Source organism: Streptomyces sp. ME19-01-6 (genome assembly GCF_033793745.1).
Classification (GTDB): domain Bacteria; phylum Actinomycetota; class Actinomycetes; order Streptomycetales; family Streptomycetaceae; genus Streptomyces.
On sequence record NZ_JARAXF010000015.1, the window covers coordinates 76,683 to 95,932 of the forward strand.

Annotated in this window: 16 protein-coding genes and 4 pseudogenes; 9 read left to right on the forward strand and 11 right to left on the reverse strand. The window is 69.3% G+C overall.

The features are described from left to right. The first annotated feature begins 15 nt into the window (after positions 1 to 15). Positions 16 to 1,116, forward strand: a complete 1,101-nt coding sequence (locus PV419_RS29145; protein ID WP_319694031.1) for a sugar kinase — start codon at positions 16 to 18, stop codon at positions 1,114 to 1,116. Next, positions 1,113 to 1,751: a bifunctional 4-hydroxy-2-oxoglutarate aldolase/2-dehydro-3-deoxy-phosphogluconate aldolase gene (locus PV419_RS29150; protein WP_319694033.1), complete on the forward strand. Its 639-nt coding sequence runs from the start codon at positions 1,113 to 1,115 to the stop codon at positions 1,749 to 1,751. The genes PV419_RS29145 and PV419_RS29150 overlap by 4 nt, the downstream gene beginning before the upstream one ends. A 32-nt stretch (positions 1,752 to 1,783) precedes the next feature. On the opposite strand, the pseudogene PV419_RS29155 reads toward PV419_RS29150, so the two are convergent. Then, a pseudogene (locus tag PV419_RS29155) lies at positions 1,784 to 2,246 on the reverse strand (integrase core domain-containing protein); the annotation flags it as partial. A 117-nt stretch (positions 2,247 to 2,363) separates the two neighbouring features. Next, on the reverse strand, positions 2,364 to 3,272 hold the full coding sequence (locus PV419_RS29160; protein WP_319694035.1) for an NmrA/HSCARG family protein: 909 nt from the start codon (positions 3,270 to 3,272) through the stop codon (positions 2,364 to 2,366). Between the two features lie 127 nt (positions 3,273 to 3,399). Between PV419_RS29160 and PV419_RS29165 the strand changes: the two genes are divergently transcribed. From PV419_RS29165 to PV419_RS29180, 4 genes and pseudogenes are all read left to right on the forward strand, one after another. Beyond that, positions 3,400 to 4,050, forward strand: a complete 651-nt coding sequence (locus tag PV419_RS29165) for a helix-turn-helix domain-containing protein (protein ID WP_319694037.1) — start codon at positions 3,400 to 3,402, stop codon at positions 4,048 to 4,050. 88 nt (positions 4,051 to 4,138) lie between these two features. After that, positions 4,139 to 4,834: pseudogene (locus PV419_RS29170) on the forward strand (IS701 family transposase); the annotation flags it as partial. A 132-nt stretch (positions 4,835 to 4,966) separates the two neighbouring features. Further along, positions 4,967 to 6,064 (forward strand): annotated as a pseudogene (locus tag PV419_RS29175) (helix-turn-helix domain-containing protein). 98 nt (positions 6,065 to 6,162) lie between these two features. Continuing rightward, positions 6,163 to 6,708 (forward strand): resolvase, encoded by a 546-nt coding sequence (locus tag PV419_RS29180; protein WP_319694039.1) that lies wholly within the window; start codon positions 6,163 to 6,165, stop codon positions 6,706 to 6,708. 54 nt (positions 6,709 to 6,762) lie between these two features. Here the strand turns inward: PV419_RS29180 and PV419_RS29185 are convergent, their stop codons facing one another. Next, the gene (locus PV419_RS29185) at positions 6,763 to 8,031 is read right to left on the reverse strand and encodes a hypothetical protein (RefSeq protein WP_319694041.1); all 1,269 of its coding nucleotides are present in this window, start codon (positions 8,029 to 8,031) and stop codon (positions 6,763 to 6,765) included. 577 nt (positions 8,032 to 8,608) lie between these two features. Between PV419_RS29185 and PV419_RS29190 the strand changes: the two genes are divergently transcribed. Next, positions 8,609 to 8,779: a hypothetical protein gene (locus tag PV419_RS29190; protein WP_252368524.1), complete on the forward strand. Its 171-nt coding sequence runs from the start codon at positions 8,609 to 8,611 to the stop codon at positions 8,777 to 8,779. Here the strand turns inward: PV419_RS29190 and PV419_RS29195 are convergent. The 6 genes from PV419_RS29195 to PV419_RS29220 all read right to left on the reverse strand — a co-directional run bounded on the left by PV419_RS29195 (position 8,766) and on the right by PV419_RS29220 (position 14,179). Beyond that, on the reverse strand, positions 8,766 to 9,287 hold the full coding sequence (locus tag PV419_RS29195; RefSeq protein ID WP_319694043.1) for a pyridoxamine 5'-phosphate oxidase family protein: 522 nt from the start codon (positions 9,285 to 9,287) through the stop codon (positions 8,766 to 8,768). The two genes, PV419_RS29190 and PV419_RS29195, sit on opposite strands and share 14 nt — an antisense overlap. A 502-nt stretch (positions 9,288 to 9,789) precedes the next feature. Continuing rightward, the gene (locus PV419_RS29200) at positions 9,790 to 11,409 is read right to left on the reverse strand and encodes a hypothetical protein (RefSeq protein ID WP_319694045.1); all 1,620 of its coding nucleotides are present in this window, start codon (positions 11,407 to 11,409) and stop codon (positions 9,790 to 9,792) included. After that, entirely contained in the window at positions 11,406 to 11,735 is a 330-nt protein-coding gene (locus PV419_RS29205) for a helix-turn-helix transcriptional regulator (RefSeq protein WP_319694047.1), read from the reverse strand. Before PV419_RS29205 ends, PV419_RS29200 begins: the two co-directional genes overlap by 4 nt. Further along, positions 11,732 to 12,811, reverse strand: a complete 1,080-nt coding sequence (locus PV419_RS29210) for a site-specific integrase (RefSeq protein WP_319694048.1) — start codon at positions 12,809 to 12,811, stop codon at positions 11,732 to 11,734. Before PV419_RS29210 ends, PV419_RS29205 begins: the two co-directional genes overlap by 4 nt. A 145-nt stretch (positions 12,812 to 12,956) precedes the next feature. Beyond that, entirely contained in the window at positions 12,957 to 13,154 is a 198-nt protein-coding gene (locus PV419_RS29215; RefSeq protein WP_319694049.1) for a hypothetical protein, read from the reverse strand. A gap of 95 nt (positions 13,155 to 13,249) precedes the next feature. Then, complete coding sequence (locus PV419_RS29220) at positions 13,250 to 14,179, reverse strand: AraC family transcriptional regulator (RefSeq protein WP_319694051.1); 930 nt, start codon at positions 14,177 to 14,179, stop codon at positions 13,250 to 13,252. Positions 14,180 to 14,260: 81 nt separating this feature from the next. On the opposite strand from PV419_RS29220, the gene PV419_RS29225 reads away from it, so the two are divergent. After that, positions 14,261 to 15,097: an NAD(P)H-binding protein gene (locus tag PV419_RS29225; protein ID WP_319694053.1), complete on the forward strand. Its 837-nt coding sequence runs from the start codon at positions 14,261 to 14,263 to the stop codon at positions 15,095 to 15,097. Between the two features lie 162 nt (positions 15,098 to 15,259). Here the strand turns inward: PV419_RS29225 and PV419_RS29230 are convergent, their stop codons facing one another. Then, positions 15,260 to 15,415, reverse strand: a complete 156-nt coding sequence (locus tag PV419_RS29230) for a hypothetical protein (protein ID WP_319694054.1) — start codon at positions 15,413 to 15,415, stop codon at positions 15,260 to 15,262. Here PV419_RS29230 and PV419_RS29235 point away from each other — a divergent pair. Then, positions 15,415 to 15,915: pseudogene (locus tag PV419_RS29235) on the forward strand (LLM class flavin-dependent oxidoreductase); the annotation flags it as partial. The gene PV419_RS29230 and the pseudogene PV419_RS29235 overlap by 1 nt on opposite strands. Positions 15,916 to 15,953: 38 nt before the next feature. Here PV419_RS29235 and PV419_RS29240 read toward each other — a convergent pair. Further along, positions 15,954 to 19,241: a tetratricopeptide repeat protein gene (locus PV419_RS29240; protein ID WP_319694056.1), complete on the reverse strand. Its 3,288-nt coding sequence runs from the start codon at positions 19,239 to 19,241 to the stop codon at positions 15,954 to 15,956. Between the last annotated feature and the right edge of the window lie 9 nt (positions 19,242 to 19,250).

Here is a 19,250-nt window from a genome sequence, read left to right on the forward strand (position 1 = left end):
CGCCAGGAGATCCCCGTGCCCCTGCTGACCCCGCCCCGAGCCGCTGACAGTCGGCGGCCGGCGGCCGACGTCGTGTGCATCGGCGAGACGATGGCCGTCCTCAGCCCGTCGGACACCCGCCCGCTCGCCGAACAGTCCACCCTGAGAATGACCATCGGCGGCGCCGAGTCCAACGTGGCATGCGGGCTGGCCGGCCTCGGACACCGCGCCGCCTGGGTCAGCCGCGTGGGCGACGACCCGTTCGGGCGCCGTATCCTGACCGAACTCACCGCGTGCGGCGTCGATGTGAGCGGTGTCGAGACCGACCCGGACCGGCCGACCGGGATCTATTTCAAGGACCCGGGCCCGGACCGTACCCGTACGCATTACTACCGCGGCGGATCGGCCGCCACCGGGATGGGCCCGGATCTGGCGCGGCTGCCCGCACTGCGCCGCGCCCGCCTGGTGCACCTCTCGGGCGTGGCCGCGGCACTCTCCGACAGCTGCGCCCGGCTGCTGGAGGCGATCCTCGTCGACCGGGTCGCCGGCGAGAAGGCCCCCGGCGACGACAGGTCCACCGGCGGACCTGTCGTCTCCTTCGACATCAACCACCGTCCCGCGCTCTGGCGCGGCGGCGCCGCGGAGGCAGCGCGGAGTCTGCTGGCCCTTGCCCGCGCCGCCGACCTGGTGTTCGTCGGCCGGGACGAGGCCGAGGCCCTGTGGGGCACTACCCGCCCGGACGACATCGCGGAACTGCTCGCGCCCGTGCCGGTCGTGGTCGTCAAGGACGCCGAGCACGGGGCGACCTCCTACGCCGACGACACCCGGACGTTCGTTCCGGCAATGCCCACCAAGGTGGTCGAACCGGTCGGCGCGGGCGACGCATTCGCGGCCGGTTATCTGGCCGGTGTACTGCAGAGCCGCGACGAACGGTCCCGGCTGCGCCTCGGCCACCTGACCGCCGCCGCCGCGCTGCGAACCAGGGACGACGTTCCCGTCATTCCAGCACGCGCGGAAACCGACCGCCTGCTCGCCGTGAACGACGACACCTGGGCCGCCGCCGCACCGCTGAGCGAACTGGCCGCCTCAGGCACAACCGCCGCGCCGCGGCCGCCGAAGGAGAACCCCCGACCATGACCGCCGACTTCCTCGCCCAGCTGTCCAAGGACCGCGTGATCGCCGTCGTCCGCGCACCGGACATCCCGGACGCCGCCGCGCTGTGTGCGGCTCTGCGCGCGGGCGGCATCCACTGGATCGAGTTCACCCGCACCACCCCCCACCTCGCGGCACATCTGAGACGCGCGGTGGCCGACAGTCAGGACGGCGTCGGTGCGGGCACCGTACTGACTGCCCAACAGGCTGAGGAACTGATTGACGCGGGTGCCCAGTACCTGGTCACCCCCGGCTGCCGCCCAGATGTCGCCAAGGCGGCGGCAGCGGCCGGTGTGCCGGTCATCATGGGCTCCCTCACCCCGACTGAGGTCGGGATGGCGCTCGATCTCGGCGCGGACGCCGTGAAGATCTTCCCCGCGCGCGCCGTCGGTCCCCGGTACTTCCGCGACCTGGCCGGCCCCTTTCCGGACGTACCGCTGGTGGCCTCAGGAGGCATTACCGCGGACAACGCCGCCGGTTTCCTCACGGCCGGAGCACATGCGGTGTGCGCAGGTTCCAACGTCGTGCCACCCGCCGCGGTAGCCGTCGGCAACTGGCCAGAAATCACCAGACGCGCCCGGGACTTCATCAACTCGCTGCGCGCCGCGCCGTCCGCCTGACCGGCTGGGCCCTCACGGAGGCGGCACGTGGCGTGCAGCGGTCTGGCGTTTGCGATGCCCTGGTGCGGCCGGTGTGCGTTGTAGAACTGCTCGAATTCTCTCGCAGGACGTGGAGCAGGTGCCGACGGTTCCAGATCAGAGTACGGTCCAGGAGTTCCCGTCTGCAGGTCAGTACCCACCGTTCCACGATCGAGTTCATCCTCGACATCTGAACGTCCTCAAGATCCATGACGAGAGTCTTCGCGGCCTGTGCCACCCACGCTGAGGTCGGGTGCGCGGTGGCACCCAGGACCCGAATCCGTCGGCTCGCGTGCTCGATGACGGCCAGCGCGTACATCCAAGCCCCGGACAAGGTGACCGTTTCGAAGAAGTCGCAGGCCAGTAGGGCGTCGGCGTGGGAGCGCAGGAAGTCCGCCCACAGCCGGGATTCTCCCGTGCCAGGCGCAATACCAGGGCCCTCACGGAGTGCACGGTCCGGGGCCGTCCCGAGCTCTTAGTACTCCAGCCGTAGATCGTGATCTTGCTGTTTGGGGGTTGACGCGGGCACGAGTACAGCCACCGCTGATCATCGGTGTGTGAAGACAGAGGACCGTGCGGTGGCTGCAGGTCACGTCAGGCGGGCTGATCGCGGAACAGCGCGTCGAACTGCGCCTTACCTTCCTTGCGCAGCCAGGTGTCGAAGTCCATCAGAGCCGGGTGCAGGCTTCGCAGCTTTGGAATGTCAGCCTGCCAGCCGCCCCTGTGATTGGCGAAGTCGTAGCCGGCGCGGGCGTCCGGATCCAGCCCTGTGAGGGCCTCTCGCGGGATCGCCCGGTAGGTGATGGCGACTCCGGTAGTGCGGATAATCGCGGCGACGATCTGCGGGAGCGTCAGTTCATCACCGGCAATCTCGAGTGCCTGGCCGATGTACTGGTCAGGGTTGGTGAATGCCAAGGCCGCGAAGACACCGATATCGGTGCCGGCGATGAGTTGGACGGGCACCTCCGGCTTGATTACATCGGTCAGTACGCCATCGCGCACCCCCAGGGTCGGGTCGGATTGGTTTTCCATGAACCGGACGGGACGCAGGATGGTGGCGGGCAGGCCCAGGGCGCCGATGCGCCCCTCGATCTGCCATTTACTCTCCCAGCGGCGGATGCCGGGTGAGCGCTCGGCGCCGGCGACCGAGGCGTAGACGAGGTGCCGGACATCGGCATCGCTTGCCGCTTCGATCACATTCATACCCAACTGGATCTCATCTTCGACAGCGAAGCCGGGCGGGGTACCGGGATAGCCAGCGGTGGGTTGAACGCTGAAGACCCCGTGCACGCCCCGCATCGCCGCGTCGAGGGAAGCACGGTCGCCCATGTCGCCCGAGACGGCCTCGGCGCCAGCCCGTACCAGCGCCTGGGCCCCGGGGCCGGCCGGGTTGCGGACGAGGGCTCGCACCTGCCAGCCGGCCGCCAGCAGCTGCCGCGCGGTGGCGCCGCCTTGCAGGCCGGTGGCCCCGGTCACCAGCACTGTGGGATTCGTTGTCGTCATTTCTACCTCCGGAACGAGCGCCGGACGTTGCCAGGCTCGGAGCGAGAGCTGCATCAACTGGGGAGTTTCCCCAGTTATGACTTGGTAATATATGGGGAGACTCCCCAGTTCGCAAACAGGAGGCGCCATGCCCACACCTCCACCCCAGCCCGAGCTCCGAGCCGACGCACGGCGCAACTACGAACGACTGGTCAGCGCCGCTCGCGAAGTCTTCGCTGTGCGGGGAGTCGACGTTCCCATGGACGACATCGCCCGCCACGCCGGCGTCGGGAACGCGACTCTCTACCGCCGCTTCCCGACCCGGGAGGCGTTGCTGCAGGCCGTCCACCGCGACCAGATCGAGGCCCTGTACTCACGGTCGCAAGAACTGCTCGCCGCACAATCCCCGGACGAGGGGCTAAAGACCTGGCTACGGGAACTTGTCATGCAGGGGAGCACGTCACGCAGCCTGGCGACGGCACTGATGATTGCCCTGCGCGATGAGGGCTCCAACGTTTCCTGGTGCCGGGAGACGATGTACTCCGCTGCGGCGGCCCTGCTCGACCGGGCCCAGCAGGCCGGTACGGTCCGCACCGACGTCGCAGTGGGCCAGGTACTCAAGCTCGTCAACGCCGTCGCCTTCGTCACCGAATGCGAACCCGACGGCGAACAGCAGGCCGATCAACTTCTGGCCGTGGTGATGGATGGCCTGCGGCACCGGCAGCGTCTCGGCACTCCAGACGCAGATGGTGATTTTGCTGTTGAAGGCTGGTCGGGAAAGGGGCGCGGCCACCGGTGATCATCGGTGTGTGAAGACAGAAGATCAGGCGGTGGCCGCAAGTCACAGCGTAGATCCTGCCCGCTGGCAGGACATGTTCGAGGCCCTGATGGGCCGGATCGCGGGACGCTTCGCCCGAGTGGAACCGCGACGCCGGGCACGGGAGTTCGTCCTCGGACTGCTGTCGGACCTGCCGCGCAAGAACTGCTGGACGCTCGCCGAGCGGGCTGGGGATGGGACCCCGGACGACCTGCAGCATTTGCTGACCAGGGCCAAGTGGGATGCCGACGCGGTCCGTGACGACATCCGCAGCTTCGTCGTCGAGCGGCTGCGCGACGACGACGCTGTGCTGGTCGTGGACGAGACCGGCGACCTGAAGAAGGGCACCGCCACGGTGGCCGTGCAGCGCCAGTACACCGGAACCGCCGGACGCATCGAGAACAGCCAGGTCGCCGTCTACCTCGCCTACTCCACCCCGCTCGGACACGCGGCAATCGACCGGGAACTGTACGTGCCGCGCTCCTGGACCGAGGATGTGGCCCGCTGCCGTGCGGCCGGTGTCCCCGACACCGTCGGCTTCACCACGAAGCCCGCGCTCGCCGCCCGCATGATAGGCCGTACGCTGGACGCCGACGTCCCCGCGTCCTGGGTGGCCGGCGACGAGGTCTACGGAGGCAACCCGCACCTGCGGACCGCGCTGGAGGGACGGCAGGTCGGCTACGTTCTCGCCGTCGCCTGCGACCATCAGATCACCACTCGCGCGGGCAAGTTCCGCGCCGACACCCTGGTCAAGAAGCTGCCGAAGCGGTGCGCTTGCCGAAAATATCATCCGCCCTGGTGGGATGCGGTGTGCGCGGTGTACGGGAGGTCGACCGGCGTAGTCGCCCGAGCGGGCGCTCTCGCGAGGCTGGCGCTGACCGCGGCAAGATGATCGACCGTGTTGCTGCGACTGGCCTACTTGGGCGTGGCGAATGCGTTCGCCATGCTGCGCCTGCTACCGATGGGCGATCGAGACAAGACTGTCGAGATACTCGCCCTGCGCCACCAGATCATGGTGCTGGAACGCCAACTCGGCAAGGATCGGGTGCGGTTCACCCCGAGCGACCGGGCATTTCTGGCAGCGCTGCTGCACCGGCTCCCCACGGACGTGCTCCGCAGAGTTCGGCTGCTGGTGCGTCCGGACACGGTGCTGCGCTGGCACCGAGACCTTCTCGCACGCCGCCATGCTGCCGCCTCCCGGCCCAGGCGCTCGGGACGGCCTCGGACCGTGCACTCGGTGCGGGCCCTGGTGTTGCGCCTGGCGCGGGAGAACCCCGGCTGGGGATATCGCCGCCTGCACGGTGAACTGCTCGTCCTGGGCGTGAAGGTGGCCGCTTCCACCGTCTGGGAGATCCTGCAGGAGGCCGGCATCGATCCGGCACCCGAGCGGTTCTCCAGCACGTGGGCGGACTTCCTGCGCTCCCAGGCCGATGCCCTGCTGGCCTGCGACTTCTTCGAAACGGTCACGCTATCCGGGGCTCGGATGTACGTGCTGGCCGCCATCGAGCACGCGAGCCGACGGATCCGGGTGCTGGGTGCCACCGCGCACCCTAATTCAGCGTGGGTGGCGCAGGCTGCGAAGAACCTTGTCATGGATCTTGAGGACGTGGGCTGCCGGGCGCGTTACATGATCAGGGACCGGGACGGGAAGTTCCCCGACCTGTTCGATGCCGTCCTGGCGGATGCGGGGATCAAGGTCGTCCTCCAGCGGCGTTCAGATGCCGAGAATGAACTCGATCATGGAAAGGTGGGTGCAGACCTGCCGACGGGAACTCCTGGACCGCACCTTGATCTGGAACCACCGGCACCTGCTCCACACCCTGCGCGAGTTCGAGCAGTTCTACAACGGACACCGACCACACCAGGACATCGCCAACGCCCGCCCACTGCACCCATTACCTGCGCCGATCGACAATCCGGACACATTAGCCGCCTCGACATACGACGACGTGATCGCCTCGGCGGCATCCTCCACGAATACCAGCATGCCGCATGACCTGCACGGATGAAGTTATCGGCAAGCGCAGCGTCACGTACCACCCAAACACTGGCCTTGCCCGTTTGCCCTCTGCTGGAGGTTGAGCAGGTTGAGGAGTGAAGAGCAACCCTGGAGAGTCATATGCGTTTCGAGATCCTGAGCTGGTCGGTCTCCTCGGACCGGCAGTAGAGGCCAAGGGCAGCAAGGGCGGGCGCCGGCCCGCCCTGGCGGTTGCGAAGACCGCCGATGTGCGCGCTGCGTACCTGGAAGGCCGCTCCATCGCCGCCCTCGCCCGGGACCACGGCGTCAGCCGCGGCGCCATCCGCACGGCCGTCGCCGACCTCCTGCCCGACCCTGCCGCCATCGAGGAGGACTCCCCGGCGCCGGAACTGCCGGTCACCCTCGACATGCCGGGCAAGGTCGCCGACTTCCTCCGCACCACTGACCTGGAGCCCGCCGAGCGCGCCGCGCTCGACCAGGGGGTGACCGTACGGCGCGGACAGGTCTACACCCTGCGCGTCACCGCCGCCCCCGCCCTCCACCGCCAGCTCCTCAACCGCTGCCAGCCGCTCGACGGCGGACAAGATGCCCCTGCGGTCCCGGCCCAGCGCAAGGCCCGCCGTGAGTACGAGAACCGCGTCAGCGCGCTCGCACCGATCTGACCATTTGGCGGGGCTGCTGGAACCCAGTCCCAAGCGGTGCCGAAGGCCAGCGCCCTACGAGACGTTGGTGCCGTCCTTGTAGCCGATGACGGCAGCCAGCTCCTCGTACTGAAACCACTGCGGATCCAACGCGAGCTCTCGCACTCGCTTGACGAACGCCGTCCATGCTGGATGAGACTGGAGGTGGGTGGCTTGCGTCCAGAAGGTGACCGCGAGGTCGGTCATCCCTGACGCCTCTCGGCATTGTGGGTTCTCGGCCCATGCAGTCAGGATGCTGGCCAGCTGCTCGGGCGGGATCAGGTGTGCGCACGGGATCACCGTCATCGTGGTGAGGCGCTCGGCGGTGCGCCATCCGCCGGCCGCGGCCAGGATGGGCGCCAAGCAGTCGGTGAAGTAAGCGGAGGGTTGCCGCTCGATAACGCCCGCCTGCTGGCCCGGCAGCAGCTCTGCGAACTTGCTGCCAAAGGCAGGGATGCGGTCTCGAACGGCGTCTACCCCGGCCAGGGTAAGCAGGGGATCCACCGCGACCGCCCCAGAGGCGCTGGTGACGAGGGCTGGCCTGCGCTCGACGTAGGTGCCGATCTGTTGGCACACCGTCTCATCCAGGGCATCCATGAACACGTCGAACGTGCCCAGGCGTCTGATCGTCTTGAGCTGCTTCTGGATGGGCAGCCCGTTGAACGTGCTCATCGCCTTGGTGACGGCCTCCTGCACGGCGTCTCGGTCGTGCTGGGCGAAGGCGATCAGGCACAGCGCGTGCCGGTCGGCAGCCACACTCGCGGTGATGCCTGTGTCCTCAGGCACCTCCAGTTCGAGCATGGCGTGCTTGGCCGCGATGCCCAGGATCTGCTTCCAAGCGCTGGACTTCACGCGCTGGGCGAACATCTGCACCAGGTAGTCGGCGTGGCCGACGAAGGAGGGGTCGCTCACGTGCGCCGTGTACCGGGCGAATGCCTTGCGGCCCTGGGTGGGCGGGTGCATCAGCAGGGCGTCCAATGCGGCCACCAGGTGAGCCCGTGCGTACTCGCCGCTCGGGGTGAACACGTCCCCGAGCGGGCGCAGGGAAGGGTGCGCGCACAGGTTGCGGTCCTGCTGCAGACGTTCCAGCTGCCGGTGCTCGACGAAGTCGATGAGTTCCAGGTCGAGCGCGTTCTGCAGGAGTTTCCCCTCGACCTGCTGCATCGTCTTGACCGCTTCGGCGTCGGCCGTGCTGCGGGCCCTCTCGATCCTCTTGACGACCTCGGCGGCCGTGCCGTCGCCGTCCTCGGCGAGTTGGTAGAGCTTGTGGATGATGTCGGCGCAGACTGCGGTCCAGGTGGCCACGATGGCGGCCCGCGGGGTGCCAGTGCTGTGGCAGCGGTAGGCATCCGCTACCAGCGGCCGGACCTCCTGGTGCCAGACTCGGGTGATGCGCTCTTCCAGGTTCAGCACCAGGTGCTCGCCGTTCCGTCGGGGCCCGCAGGATGCAGGCTGCCCGGCGGCCGGCCGGGCGCGGAGTTCTCGTCCCCCTATGTATAGGCGGCGGACGCCTGGGTGGGCACTGGGTTTCCCGACAGCGCCCGCCTACATCCGTCACGTCTAAGTCCACGGGGAGTCTGCCCAGCTCCAGGCCCGCCGAGAGTACGAGAACCGGGTCAGCGCACTCACCCCCTGACCATGATCGTTCTCAGCGCCAACCGCTGTACCGATGTTCCCCGAGGCCGAAGAGGCCCGTAAGTTCACGCAAACTGAAGGGTTCTCGGTGGGAACTCAAGGGTCCGTCGTCGTGCTCTGCGGAGTTGCTTCCGTGGGTTCGGGGCCAACTCGCGACCTTGCCGTTCCTGGTCCCCTGGACCGGCAAGACGCCGAGCGGCCCCCTGCTCGAACGCAGCGAAGCGGAGTTGAGAGCTTGGGGAAGGAGTTGAGAGCTTGGGCGCGGGGCAGCCTCGGGTCGCTGCTGTACCGGCGGGCGCTGGGCGAGGCCGTCGCCACGGCGCTGGCGGTACGCGACGGCGCGCCGTCGACCGGCCCCGCACCCACGTACGCGCAGGTGCAGGCCCTCGTCGACGGGCCCGGCGTCACGTGCCGGTGAGCTTGTCGAGGTCGGAGGCGTAGACGGTCATCCAGTGCGGGTTCAGCCGGTAGTAGACGACCTCGCGGTTCCAGTCGAAGGCGTCGTCGTCGCCGTAGAAGTCCTTCAAGTAGGCGAGGAGTTCCTGCCAGTCGGCCGTGGTCTCGGCGTCCTCGGGGTTCAGCTCCTCCACCGTGCCGTGGGTGAACACGCCGAGGTCCTCGCCGCGCATGTGCGCGACGCTGGCGGCCGGACGGGACGCGAGATGACGGGCCTTGGCGGCGTTGCGCGCCGTGCCGAAGTGCCACCGGCCGTGCAGGAAGTGCCCGTCGGCGCCGCTGATCCGCGGTTCGCCCTTTGCGGTCACCGTGGAGAGGGCGAGCGTGCACATGCCGGTGAGGACCCCGGTGAGCTGCGCCGCCGTGATGGTGCGGCCCTCGACGATCGAGCGGAGGTGTGCGGTCGAGCCGGAGAGGGAGGAGCCGAGGAGGGACTGGAGCTTGTTGAGTTCTTCTGGGGTTTCGCGCATACGTCCATCGTCGGCCGTAAACCCGACACCCTCTGTCGTCATTGATGAAGCAGCGGTGAGGTTGCTCCGCGCGGGTTGCGCTCGGTGCTGCGTGGATGGCAACAGGTGGGGGACGAACGCCGGGACATGTTCATGTATTCGCGGTTGATTGACGAGCTGTGATGCCGTTGGTCCTGCTGTCAGGCCGCACGACGCGGTGTTCACTTGAACTGATTGAGCAGCCATGATGTGCCGCCGTGACGGATTTCGTGGTTCCTCTCGCCATCGCAGTGATCGGGTTAGTGGCAACCGGCTTGGGAGCGGTTGTTGGGGCGCGGGCAGCTAAGTTCGGCGCGGAAAAGAACGCCGAAGCCGTCCTGCGGCAAGTACAGGACCAAGGTGCCGTCGAGCACGGTCACTGGATGCGCCAAGAACGCCTCAACACCTACGAGAGCTTTCTTGAAGCCTGGGATGAGTGCCTGCGCCTCTCCCAAGGATCTGCTGACGCCGACTCCAAGTCGCGTCAATCTGGGCCAAGTTCTTTTCCTGAGGGCGATGCCGAGTGCTCGGCTGCCTGTTCCAGTAGTGCCCGTGCGGAGTCCGCGTAGCGCATCGCAGTCTTCTCGTCGAGCCCGAACACCTCGGCAAGGTGGAGCGGATCGGGCCCGTGGGTCAGCGCCTCTTCGAGCTGCCGGTCGACGCGGAGCCGCTCCAGCGTCGCGTCCTGGCCGCGCATCGAGGAGCTGATCCAGTGGTTGCTGGCGCGGCTAGTCTTGGTGGCGGTCTGGTTGTTGATCATCAGATGGAGGTTCGCGGTGCTCGGCCACCGGTTTCGCCGGTGCTCCAGCCAGTCCAGCAGCAGTTTCAGGGTGAGGTCGTCGAGCGGGCGGACGCGTCCGGCGATGGCCAGCCGTCGGTTGCCGAGGTCGACGTCGTCGAGCATGAGCATGCCGATCTGGGCGACCCGGGCGGCGTGCACCGCGGCGAGGGCGAGGATGAGTCGTGTTGCCGGGGTGGTGGCCGCCGCGACGGACCGGCCGACCTGGGCGGGGACCAGCGGCTGGAGCACGCCGTACTCGTACTGGCCGACCTTGATCCGGCTGGTCGGGTTGCGGAAAAGCAGCCCATTCCGCTTGGCCCAGGAGAACAGCGAGCGCAGGGCAACGAGTTGGTCACGCCGCTGGTGGCCGTGCAGTGTCTCGATGTAGGTCCGGACGTCGTCGCGGGTCACTTCCCGCAGGTGGTCATAGCGGTCCGACCATTCCAGCAGGGCCGGCCGGACACGGTTGAGGTAGAGCCAGACCGTGCCTTCCCGTCGCGGGAGGCTGCGGGGGCCACCGTCACGCAGGACGCGGGTCCAGCGCTCGGCCTCCGAGCGGATGCCGGGTGCGAGACCCTCCAGACGCTCGGCGAGCCAGCCCTCGAAGGAGGGTTCGCTGTCGTCCTCGAAGATCCCCATCTCCTCCAGGACTGTGACGACGTGGCCGACCGGGAGGTCGCGGGACCGGAGCGGGGTGAAGATCTCGCTGTGCCGGATGACGTCGCCCTCGACGTACCCGGTGAGGACAAGGGCCAGGCCGCGGTTGACGGCGAAGCGGATGTTGCGTCCCCAGCCCCGTGCCTCGGCGAACCGATGAGCGATGTACTTCGCCCAGGTCAGCCAGGGGCTGGTCAAGTCGACGCCGGAGGGGGCGAGACGGCCGTAGTCACGCGGGACCTGTCCGAACAGCGGCAGCTGTCTCCCGTCGGCATTCGGCCGCCAGGCCGGCGCGGGCGGCGGCTTGCGAGGGGCGCCCCGCCGTCCGCCGCGCCGCCGAGGGGCGAGTGCCGATCCATTGCGGTGGTGCATGCCCATGAAGAACAGCTGATGGTGCCGGACCGCGTTGAGGCGCGCCCTCACGTCGGCCTCGGCGGCCAGCCGGCCGACAGTGGCTTGGGCATCCAGCCGGGCCTGGCACCAGCACAGACGGCAGTAGTCCCACTTCAGCGGCTGGATGTGGCGGCAGCCGGCACAGACGGCCGTCACGTGGCTGCGGCCGAACATGTAGCAGGCAGGGCAGAGTCGTCCGCTGAAGTCGCCCCAGGCCAGGCAGCCGTCGCAGGAGTCGGTGGGCTTGCGGTAGCCCTTCGGATACCGGCTCATGCAGGCGGCAGCGACCGGCCGTCGCGACGCTTAAGCACCACCGCCGGAACCGGTGCGGCGGCACCGACAGCGGTCCGGCTGATGTTCTCCTCGCCGGGGCGGGCGACCTTCTGCGGTTCCGGGATCAACAGGTCGCCGATCTCGCAGCCCAGCACGACGCAGATGACGTCCAGGTCGTCCAGCTTGAGGGAGACCGGCTGGCCGGACCACAGCCCGGACATCTTCCCGGCCGAGATCACCAAGCCGTGCTCGGCCAGGCTCCGCTGGAGCTCGGACGCCTTCCAGATACCCTTGTTCGCGGCGGTCAGCCGCAGGTTCCACCTCATCGGGCCAGCCCTTCCAGCCGCTTCGCGGCCCGTTCCATCCCGGCGACCCAGGCGTCCTCGACCCGGGTCTGCTGCACGTGGATATACCGCATCGTGGTGGCAATCCAGGAATGTCCTAAAACCTCCTGGATCGCGAGCAAGTCCAGCCCATTCTTATAGAGCTGGGACGCGCAGAAATGCCGCAGGACGTGCGGCGTCAACCTGTCCGTCCAACCCGGCAGATGAGCCCCGACGGCGTTGTCGAGACCGTTGCGCAGGGCGTCGTCGCCGACCCGGCGGGCGGAACCGTCGGTGTTCTTCCGCTCACTCGGGAACAGCGGGGCACCCGGCCGTGTGTGATCGTCGTCAAACTGACCCCACACGTCCTCGATGAACCACCGCAGCGTCCGGTCGGCACCGTTGATCAGCGGCACCATCCGCTCACGCGGCCCCGAGCCGCGGGCGCCCTTGCCGTGACGGACGTGGAGCTTGCCGAAGCGACCCAGGTCCCACTTGATGTCGTCCAAGTCGAGGCCGCATGCCTCGCCCACCCGCAGGCCGACCTGGGACATCAGCTTCGAGGCGGTGTAGTTCCGGGCGGTCGGGGCGAACTTCCTGCAGGTCGCCAGCTCGCCACCCCAGCCCGAGAACAGCGCCCCGACCTCCGGCTCACTCGGCGGGATCCGCAACTGTGCATCCTTGGCCCCGCGCGGCCGGTTCAACTCGTCGATCGGGCACTCGACCACCCGGCCGGTCATCCGGTGGATCTCGACCTTGTGCCGCAGCTCCAGGAACATGAAGTACGTACTCAGCGCCTGTGACCGGCCCAGCCGGGTGCCACTGGGCGAGTGCCGCAGCACCTTCCCGAAGTACGCATCCGCGTCGGCGGGCTCCATGTCCCACAACGGCCGGCCGAACCAGGACCTGATCTGATCCAGGTGGCCGACGTCCCCGCGGATGGTGCCGTCCGCCAGTCCTGCCGAGGCCCGCGTGAGAACGAACCCTGACAGCACGTCGGTCTCGAACCGCTCCAGTTCCTCCGCCGACGCGGGCGCCCAGTGCTCACGCAGGTCCCGTACGACTGCCAGCGCCGCCAACCCGAGCCTCCTCGCCTTCGGCCCGACTACAGATCGGTCGGACGAGATGAGAACGCTTCAGAAATTCCGAAGTTACGTCACAGGCCACCAGAGCACACGAAGGAGGAAGAACCCCCCGGCCACGGGCCCAGGTAGTCAGCAGAGCTCAGGGGAACTCACGGGATGTCGCACAGTCGGACAGGTTCTCCGTGAACTGCAGCACCGACACCAGCGCCAACTGCCCCGGCGAGAACCCCGGACGGCCATCGGACGGATACAAGTCCGCGAACTCCTCATCCTCAACCAGCACATCCAAACGGTCCCGCACCAGCACCGCCGGCTCCCCTTCGGACACGCCGCCCACGCCGTGCGCACCGCCAGCACCCCGAACAAGATCAACAACAGAGTCCCGGCACTACCCCAGCCGCCCCGCTCGCCCCTACCACAGAGGTGTGTTGCTCAACGCCCTGATGGCAGGGCCGGTCGGCGGTGGTCGCTGGGCCGCGAGCCGCGCACCCGTTGGAACGCCACGCTCAACGCGAACGCCCCGGAGTAGCCGACCCGCCGGGCGATGGCGTCGACGGTCAGGTCGGTATCGCGCAGCAGTTCGGCGGCGAGAGCGATCCGCCAGCTCGTCAGGTAGGTCATCGGGGGTTCGCCGACCAGCGCCGTGAAGCGGCGGGCGAACGCTGCCCGCGACACCCCAGCCGTAGCGGCGAGCTCGGCCACCGTCCACGGGTGCGCCGGGCTGTCGTGCATCAACCGCAGGGCGGTGCCCGTCCACGGGTCGTCCAGGGCGCGGCACCAGCCCGGGGCGTCATCGAACCACCCACGCAGCGCCGAGACCAGGATCAGGTCCAGCAACCGTTCCAGTACCAGCGTCTGCCCCGGCCGGGGGCGGGTCACTTCCTCGGCCATCGCCTCCGGTGACGGGATCGCGCTTCCGGCGGCCGGCGTGACGAGGACGGCGGGCAGGGCGCGCAGCAGTCGTTCGCTGAGACGGCCTCGGCGCTCGAACGCGCCGCTGAGGAGCACGGGGCCGTCGTCGAGGTCGTCGTCCCGCCTGCCGCAGGAGCGCGTCGGCCCGGTGCCGCCGGGGCAGTAGTCGGCTGCGGTGACCGTCCACGTCGGACCCGACGACAGAGCCGGCGACGGGGCGTCGGCCACGACGTGGGGCACGTCGCCCCGCACGACGGCGATATCGCCCTCTGCGATGCGCACCGGATCCCGCCCGCCGACGGCCACCCAGGCGTGGCCTCGCAGCATCATGGCCAGCATCAGCGGGGCGCCGGTGGACATCCTCAGCGCCCAGGGCGGTTGCAGGACCGTCGGCCGGAACACCGCACCGCGGCCCCACACATCCGCCAGCAGCTCGGATACGGTATCCACCGCCCCGAGTGTAGACGTCGTGACATCAATCGGATCGTCCAGAGCATGGATGATCGCGTCCCGTCCCGGTTGGCTCGGGACATGAACTCACAACCGATCCTTGTCACCGGGGCCACCGGCAAGTCCGGTCGCCGCGTCGTCGCCCGTCTGCGCGCCCGCGGGATACCGGTACGCGCGGCGTCCCGCACCGGCGAGCACCCCTTCGACTGGACCGATCCCGGCACCTGGGACGCCGCACTCGACGGTATGCACGCGCTCTACCTTGTGCAGCTCAACGGCAGCAGGCTCGTTCGCCCCTTCCTCGACAGCGCGGTGCGCCACGGAGTGCGACGCATCGTTCTGGCCTCGGGCCGCGGCATCGACGATCCCGACTACATCCAGGGCAGCGGCGACATCCGGGACGCGGCGCTCGACAGCGAAGCCGCCGTACGCGCCAGCGGGCTGGAGTGGACAATCAGCCGCCCCGGCTGGTTCGCGCAGACCTTCACCGAAGGCATCTACGCCGACGCCGTCCGAGCCGGTGAGCTGCGCCTGCCCGCCGGTGACGGCGCCGCCAGTTTCCTCGACGCCGACGACGTCGCCGCAGTGGTGGTCACCGCCCTCACCGAGGATGGCCACACGGGCCAGACCTACGAGCTGTCCGGCCCCAGCGCGGTGACGCTCACCGAAGCGGCCGCCATCCTCTCCGAGGCCACCGGCCGTACCATCCGCTACGTGGCGCTGGCGAGGCGGGAGTACGTCGCTGAGCTCGTGAAGCAGGGCGTACCGGCCACGAACGCCGAAGCGTTCGCCAATGCGGCCGAGTCACTCCGCCTGGGGAAGGACGCGCACGTGTCCGACGGTGTGCAACGCGCCCTCGGCCGCTCACCACGGACCTTCGCCGAGGCGATTCAGGCAGTACAGCCCTCCACGGCGTGACGACGGCGTTGCCTCCGACTCCGCCCGCGTCCACAGCGCCGCCAGCTTGACGCCTTGGCCGCCTGTCAGGCGATTGCCGCAGGGTGTGTCACGGGCCAGTCCAGCCCGGCCAGTCCATCGCGTCAGCGGGCATGACCAGTGGTGAAGGGCACGGCCTCCGCGTCAGCGGGCAGGTGTGTAGGTGATGCGGGCGTCGCGGCAATCGTCGGCGAGGCCGGTGAGAGCGGCTGCTTCGCCGAGGTCGGCCGACGGGCCCCAGCGGGACTTCACCACGGTCCATTCGTCGATGTACCGGCAGCGCGCTGCCGGATCTCCCAAGCGCCGAGGCGGCGGGCGCCCGGGGCCTGCGCTTCGCCGCGAACTACCACGTCAGCCCGGCCACCGTGCTGGAAGCGGTGGCGGGCTACCGGGCCTCCTTCCAGCCCTCCAAGTTCCTCGACAAGCCGCACATCAGCGTGTCGGCGGACGTCGTCGTCGCCGAGGACGATGCTACCGCCCGCGAACTCGCCACCGGCTACGGCCTGTGGGTCCGCTCCATCCGCACCGCCGAGGGCGCCATTGAGTTCCCGACACCGCAAGAGGCACGCGCCCACGCGTGGAGCGAAGCGGACCGCGCTCTCGTCCAGGACCGCATCGACACCCAGTTCGTCGGCTCTCCGGGCCGGGTGGCCGATCAGCTGGAACAACTCCAGGGGGCCACGGAAGCCGACGAGCTGCTCATCACGACGATCACCCATGACCACGCCGACCGGGTCCGCTCGTACGAACTGCTCGCGGAAGAATGGCGCCGCCGGGGTAACCCCTTCCAACTGCGCTGATGCCCGAGGTGTTCATCCCGGGGCAAGAGGAAACGAGCTCATGGGAGAGGGCGGCCCTTCTGGGCGCGTTTGAGGTAACGGCGGAGGTTGCGGGAGGTGCTGTCCTCGGGGAGTCCCTGGGACTGGCGGGCCCGGAGAATCTCCGTGTAGAGGCCTGCGGCCTGTCGGGTGTTGCCGAGGACGTGCTGGGCCACTGCCAGGGAGGACATGGCCATGATGGTGCCGGGGGTCGTGAGGGGGCGTCCGGCGATGCACCGTTCGTACAGGACGACGGCCTCCTGAAGCCGGCCAGCGCGCGAGTACGCCGTGCCCAGGCCGAACCGGGCCCGCCAGGTCGCCAGGTGGTCCTCGCCCAGGGCCTGGGCCAGAGGGGGCAGCGCCGCCTCGTACAGGGGGATCGCACGGTCGGCCTGCCCGGTCTCCACATACGCGTCGGCGAGGAGGGTCCGTCCCTCGAGCGTGTCCGGGTGGAGGGCGCCGAACGCGGTGGTGTTGTACGGGTCGTTCTCCACGAGCAGGGCAATCGCTGTCGGGTAGTCCTCGGCGTGGAAGCGGTTGAGGGCGAGCAGATGGCGGAACCCGGCCACTTTGGGATGGGCCGGGCCGACGTGGCGTGTGCTCTCGGTGATCAGCTGCTGCCACAGTGGCGCGGATGCCGCCGGTTGGCCCGCGCTCTCAAGAGCCGCGGCCTGTTCGAAGAGGGAGTCCAGCCGACGGATCACGGCCTCGGGCGGGGCCTGGGCTTCGCTCCTGGGCGGGTCTGGCATGACCGGCGGGACCGACGGTGGCGGCGGGGCTGACGGCGGCGGGGCTGACGGTGGCGGCGGGGCCGCACGTGGCAGCGGGGTTGAAGGTGGCAGCGGGGTCTCCCGCTGGTCGGCACGTGTGCGTGCCTGGTCGAGCATTTCCTGCGCGTTCCGGGTCCGTTGATGCTCGGGTCCCAGGATCCGGTGGCAGTCGGCGGCCAGGGACGCGGCAGCCTTCCGCGCCCGTTCCACGCGCCCGGCCACCGAGAGGGCCTTGACGAGCGTCTCGCGGGTTTCAAGGGTGTCCGGATCACCGGCGCCCAGGGCGGCGGCTTGCTCAGCCACGGTCTCTTCCAGTACCCGGATCCCCGGGGCGAAATCGCGCGAGACCACCAGAGCGGTGCCCACGAGGCCCTTGGCGTCCAGGGTCCTGCGGTGCCCCTGCCCGAGCTCGGCGGCCAGGTCGGCATGCACCTGACGGTGTTCCGCCACACCACGGTGTGTCTCGCCGGATGTCAGCAGCGCGTCGGCCAGCCGCTGCCGCCGGAACACCGTGTCGGGGTGGCAGGCGCCCAGCACGCGCCTGCTGTCCGCCACCACGCTCCCCAGAAGAGCCACGCTCCCGGCCATGTCGTCGACGTGCTGCCGGGCGAAGGCGAGGTCCGCGCGGAGGGTGAGGGTGTCGGGGGCGTCGCTCCCCCTGGCCTCCGCCACGTCCCCGACGAGCTGCTCACGAATCCGCACGGCCTCGGCGGTGTCCCCGAGCGACGCCCGGACGTCGGCCAGGTGACGTCGGCAGCCGACGGTCTCCGGATGTGCCGGACCGTGAACCCGTGCCCAGGCGGCGGCGTTGGTCTCCAGCTCCGCGAGGCAGGCGCGGAGGTCACCGAGTGTGTCGTAGGCATCGGCAAGGTCGTCGCGGACCCGCAGGACTCGCTTGTGGTCCGGGCCGAGCTTGCGCAGCAGGGCGTCCAGCACGAACCGGTATACGGGCAGGGGCTTGTCACGGTCACCGTTGAGCAGGTGGGCCTCGGCGACGTTGGCCATGGCAGCCAGCGTGAACTCGTCGTCCTCGCCCTTGGTGTTCAGCCACGCACCCAGCACCCGCGAGCGCAGTTTGAGCAGGTCGGCGGTTCGCCCGGCTTCCTGATAGGCCTGCGCCAGTTGCAGTTCCGCCATGAAGGTGGACGGGGCCGCGATGCCGAAGGCGGTGTAGGCGTCAGCCCACGCCTTCTCCAGCAGGGGTACGGACCGGGCGACCTCGCCCTGGTCCGTCAGATAGGCACCAGAGTTGTTGATGCCGGCCACGACGGCGGCCTTGAGCTGACTCGGCGCGTTGCGCTGCACAGCCTCGAGATGCGGCAGCAGCTCACGCCACCTCGGCCATGTCTCGGGATCGGTGGTCTGCGGCAGGGCCGCCGCCAGGGTCAGCCAGCAGGAGTCGAACCCCTCGTTGATCCGTTCTTCACCGCGGCGGGTCATCCGCGTACGGGTGCGGCACCAGTCCTGCAGCAGCGGATGGATGGAGATCGTCTCCGGACTCAGGTCGATGAGTCCGTGCGCGGCCAGCACGCCGAGGGCGGGGTTGACGTCCTCGTTCGGCACCGCACCCGCGACCAGCCGACGCGGGATCGCTTCGGGAGCGAGCCAGGACAGGAACGCCAGAGCGCGCAGCGCCTGCGGATGGTCCGAGATCCGCTCGGTGGTCATCTGCCAGACGGTGACGACGCTCCGGTTGTCGGCCGCCCCCGGCGCCGGGTCGCGGTAGGCACCGCGGGGATCCGACCGCAGGTTCTCCAGGTACTCGGCCGGTGCGAGCCTGGTCTCCGTGAGGAAGGCTCCGGCCTGCGCAATGGCCAGGGGAAGGTGCCCCAGAGCCCGGCAGATGTCCGCGAGCACGGACGGTTCGGCCGTCAGGCCACCGCGGCGCAGCTGTGCGGTGAGCAGCGCCTCCGCGGTGTGCGGGGGGAACGGGCCGAGACCGGAGACGGAACCGAAGCCGGTCGCGAGCGACCGGTTGTCCGTGGTCAGCAGATAGGCCCCGCCCGGTGCTCGAGCCAGAAGCTCGGAGATGTGCTCACGATCGGTGACCTCATCGAGCACCAGCAGCCAGTCGTCACGGGCGCTCAGCCAGTTGAGCGCCCGCTCCCGTAAGAGGGAGGGCGGCAGCTCGGCGAGGTGCGGTTCGAGGGCCAGGGCGATACGGGTCAGGCCGTCGTCCAGCGCGCCGGGGCTGGCCGCGCGTAACCAGCCGACCTGCGCGTAGGCCTCGCCGCGGGCTGCCACGTAGCGCGCTGCCAGGGTCGTCTTGCCGAGCCCGTCCAGCCCGCACACCGTGTGCAGCCGACGACCGGACGGGGCGCCGCGGAGGGCCTCGTCGAGCGCGGCCAGTTCGGCCTCCCGGCCGACGAACAGCGGTGCCGGGAGCGGAGGTTGGCCGATCACGCCGCCCACCGGCGGCACCTCGGACGGACGGCGGAGCAGTTCGGGGGGAACAACCGTCATCCGCTCGGCGCGGTACAGCATGTTGACGGCGTAATCGCCGAGGGAGACGATCCCTTCGTTCCTCCCGATGTTCACCGGCTCGGG

What these genes read in the sequence shown, in the direction of transcription:
- PV419_RS29150 (WP_319694033.1), top strand. Translation starts at nt 1,113, where the DNA reads ATGACCGCCGACTTCCTCGCCCAGCTGTCCAAGGACCGCGTGATCGCC.
- PV419_RS29160 (WP_319694035.1), bottom strand. Translation starts at nt 3,272, where the DNA reads ATGACGACAACGAATCCCACAGTGCTGGTGACCGGGGCCACCGGCCTG.
- PV419_RS29165 (WP_319694037.1), top strand. Translation starts at nt 3,400, where the DNA reads ATGCCCACACCTCCACCCCAGCCCGAGCTCCGAGCCGACGCACGGCGC.
- PV419_RS29195 (WP_319694043.1), bottom strand. Translation starts at nt 9,287, where the DNA reads ATGCGCGAAACCCCAGAAGAACTCAACAAGCTCCAGTCCCTCCTCGGC.
- PV419_RS29200 (WP_319694045.1), bottom strand. Translation starts at nt 11,409, where the DNA reads ATGAGCCGGTATCCGAAGGGCTACCGCAAGCCCACCGACTCCTGCGAC.
- PV419_RS29205 (WP_319694047.1), bottom strand. Translation starts at nt 11,735, where the DNA reads ATGAGGTGGAACCTGCGGCTGACCGCCGCGAACAAGGGTATCTGGAAG.
- PV419_RS29225 (WP_319694053.1), top strand. Translation starts at nt 14,261, where the DNA reads ATGAACTCACAACCGATCCTTGTCACCGGGGCCACCGGCAAGTCCGGT.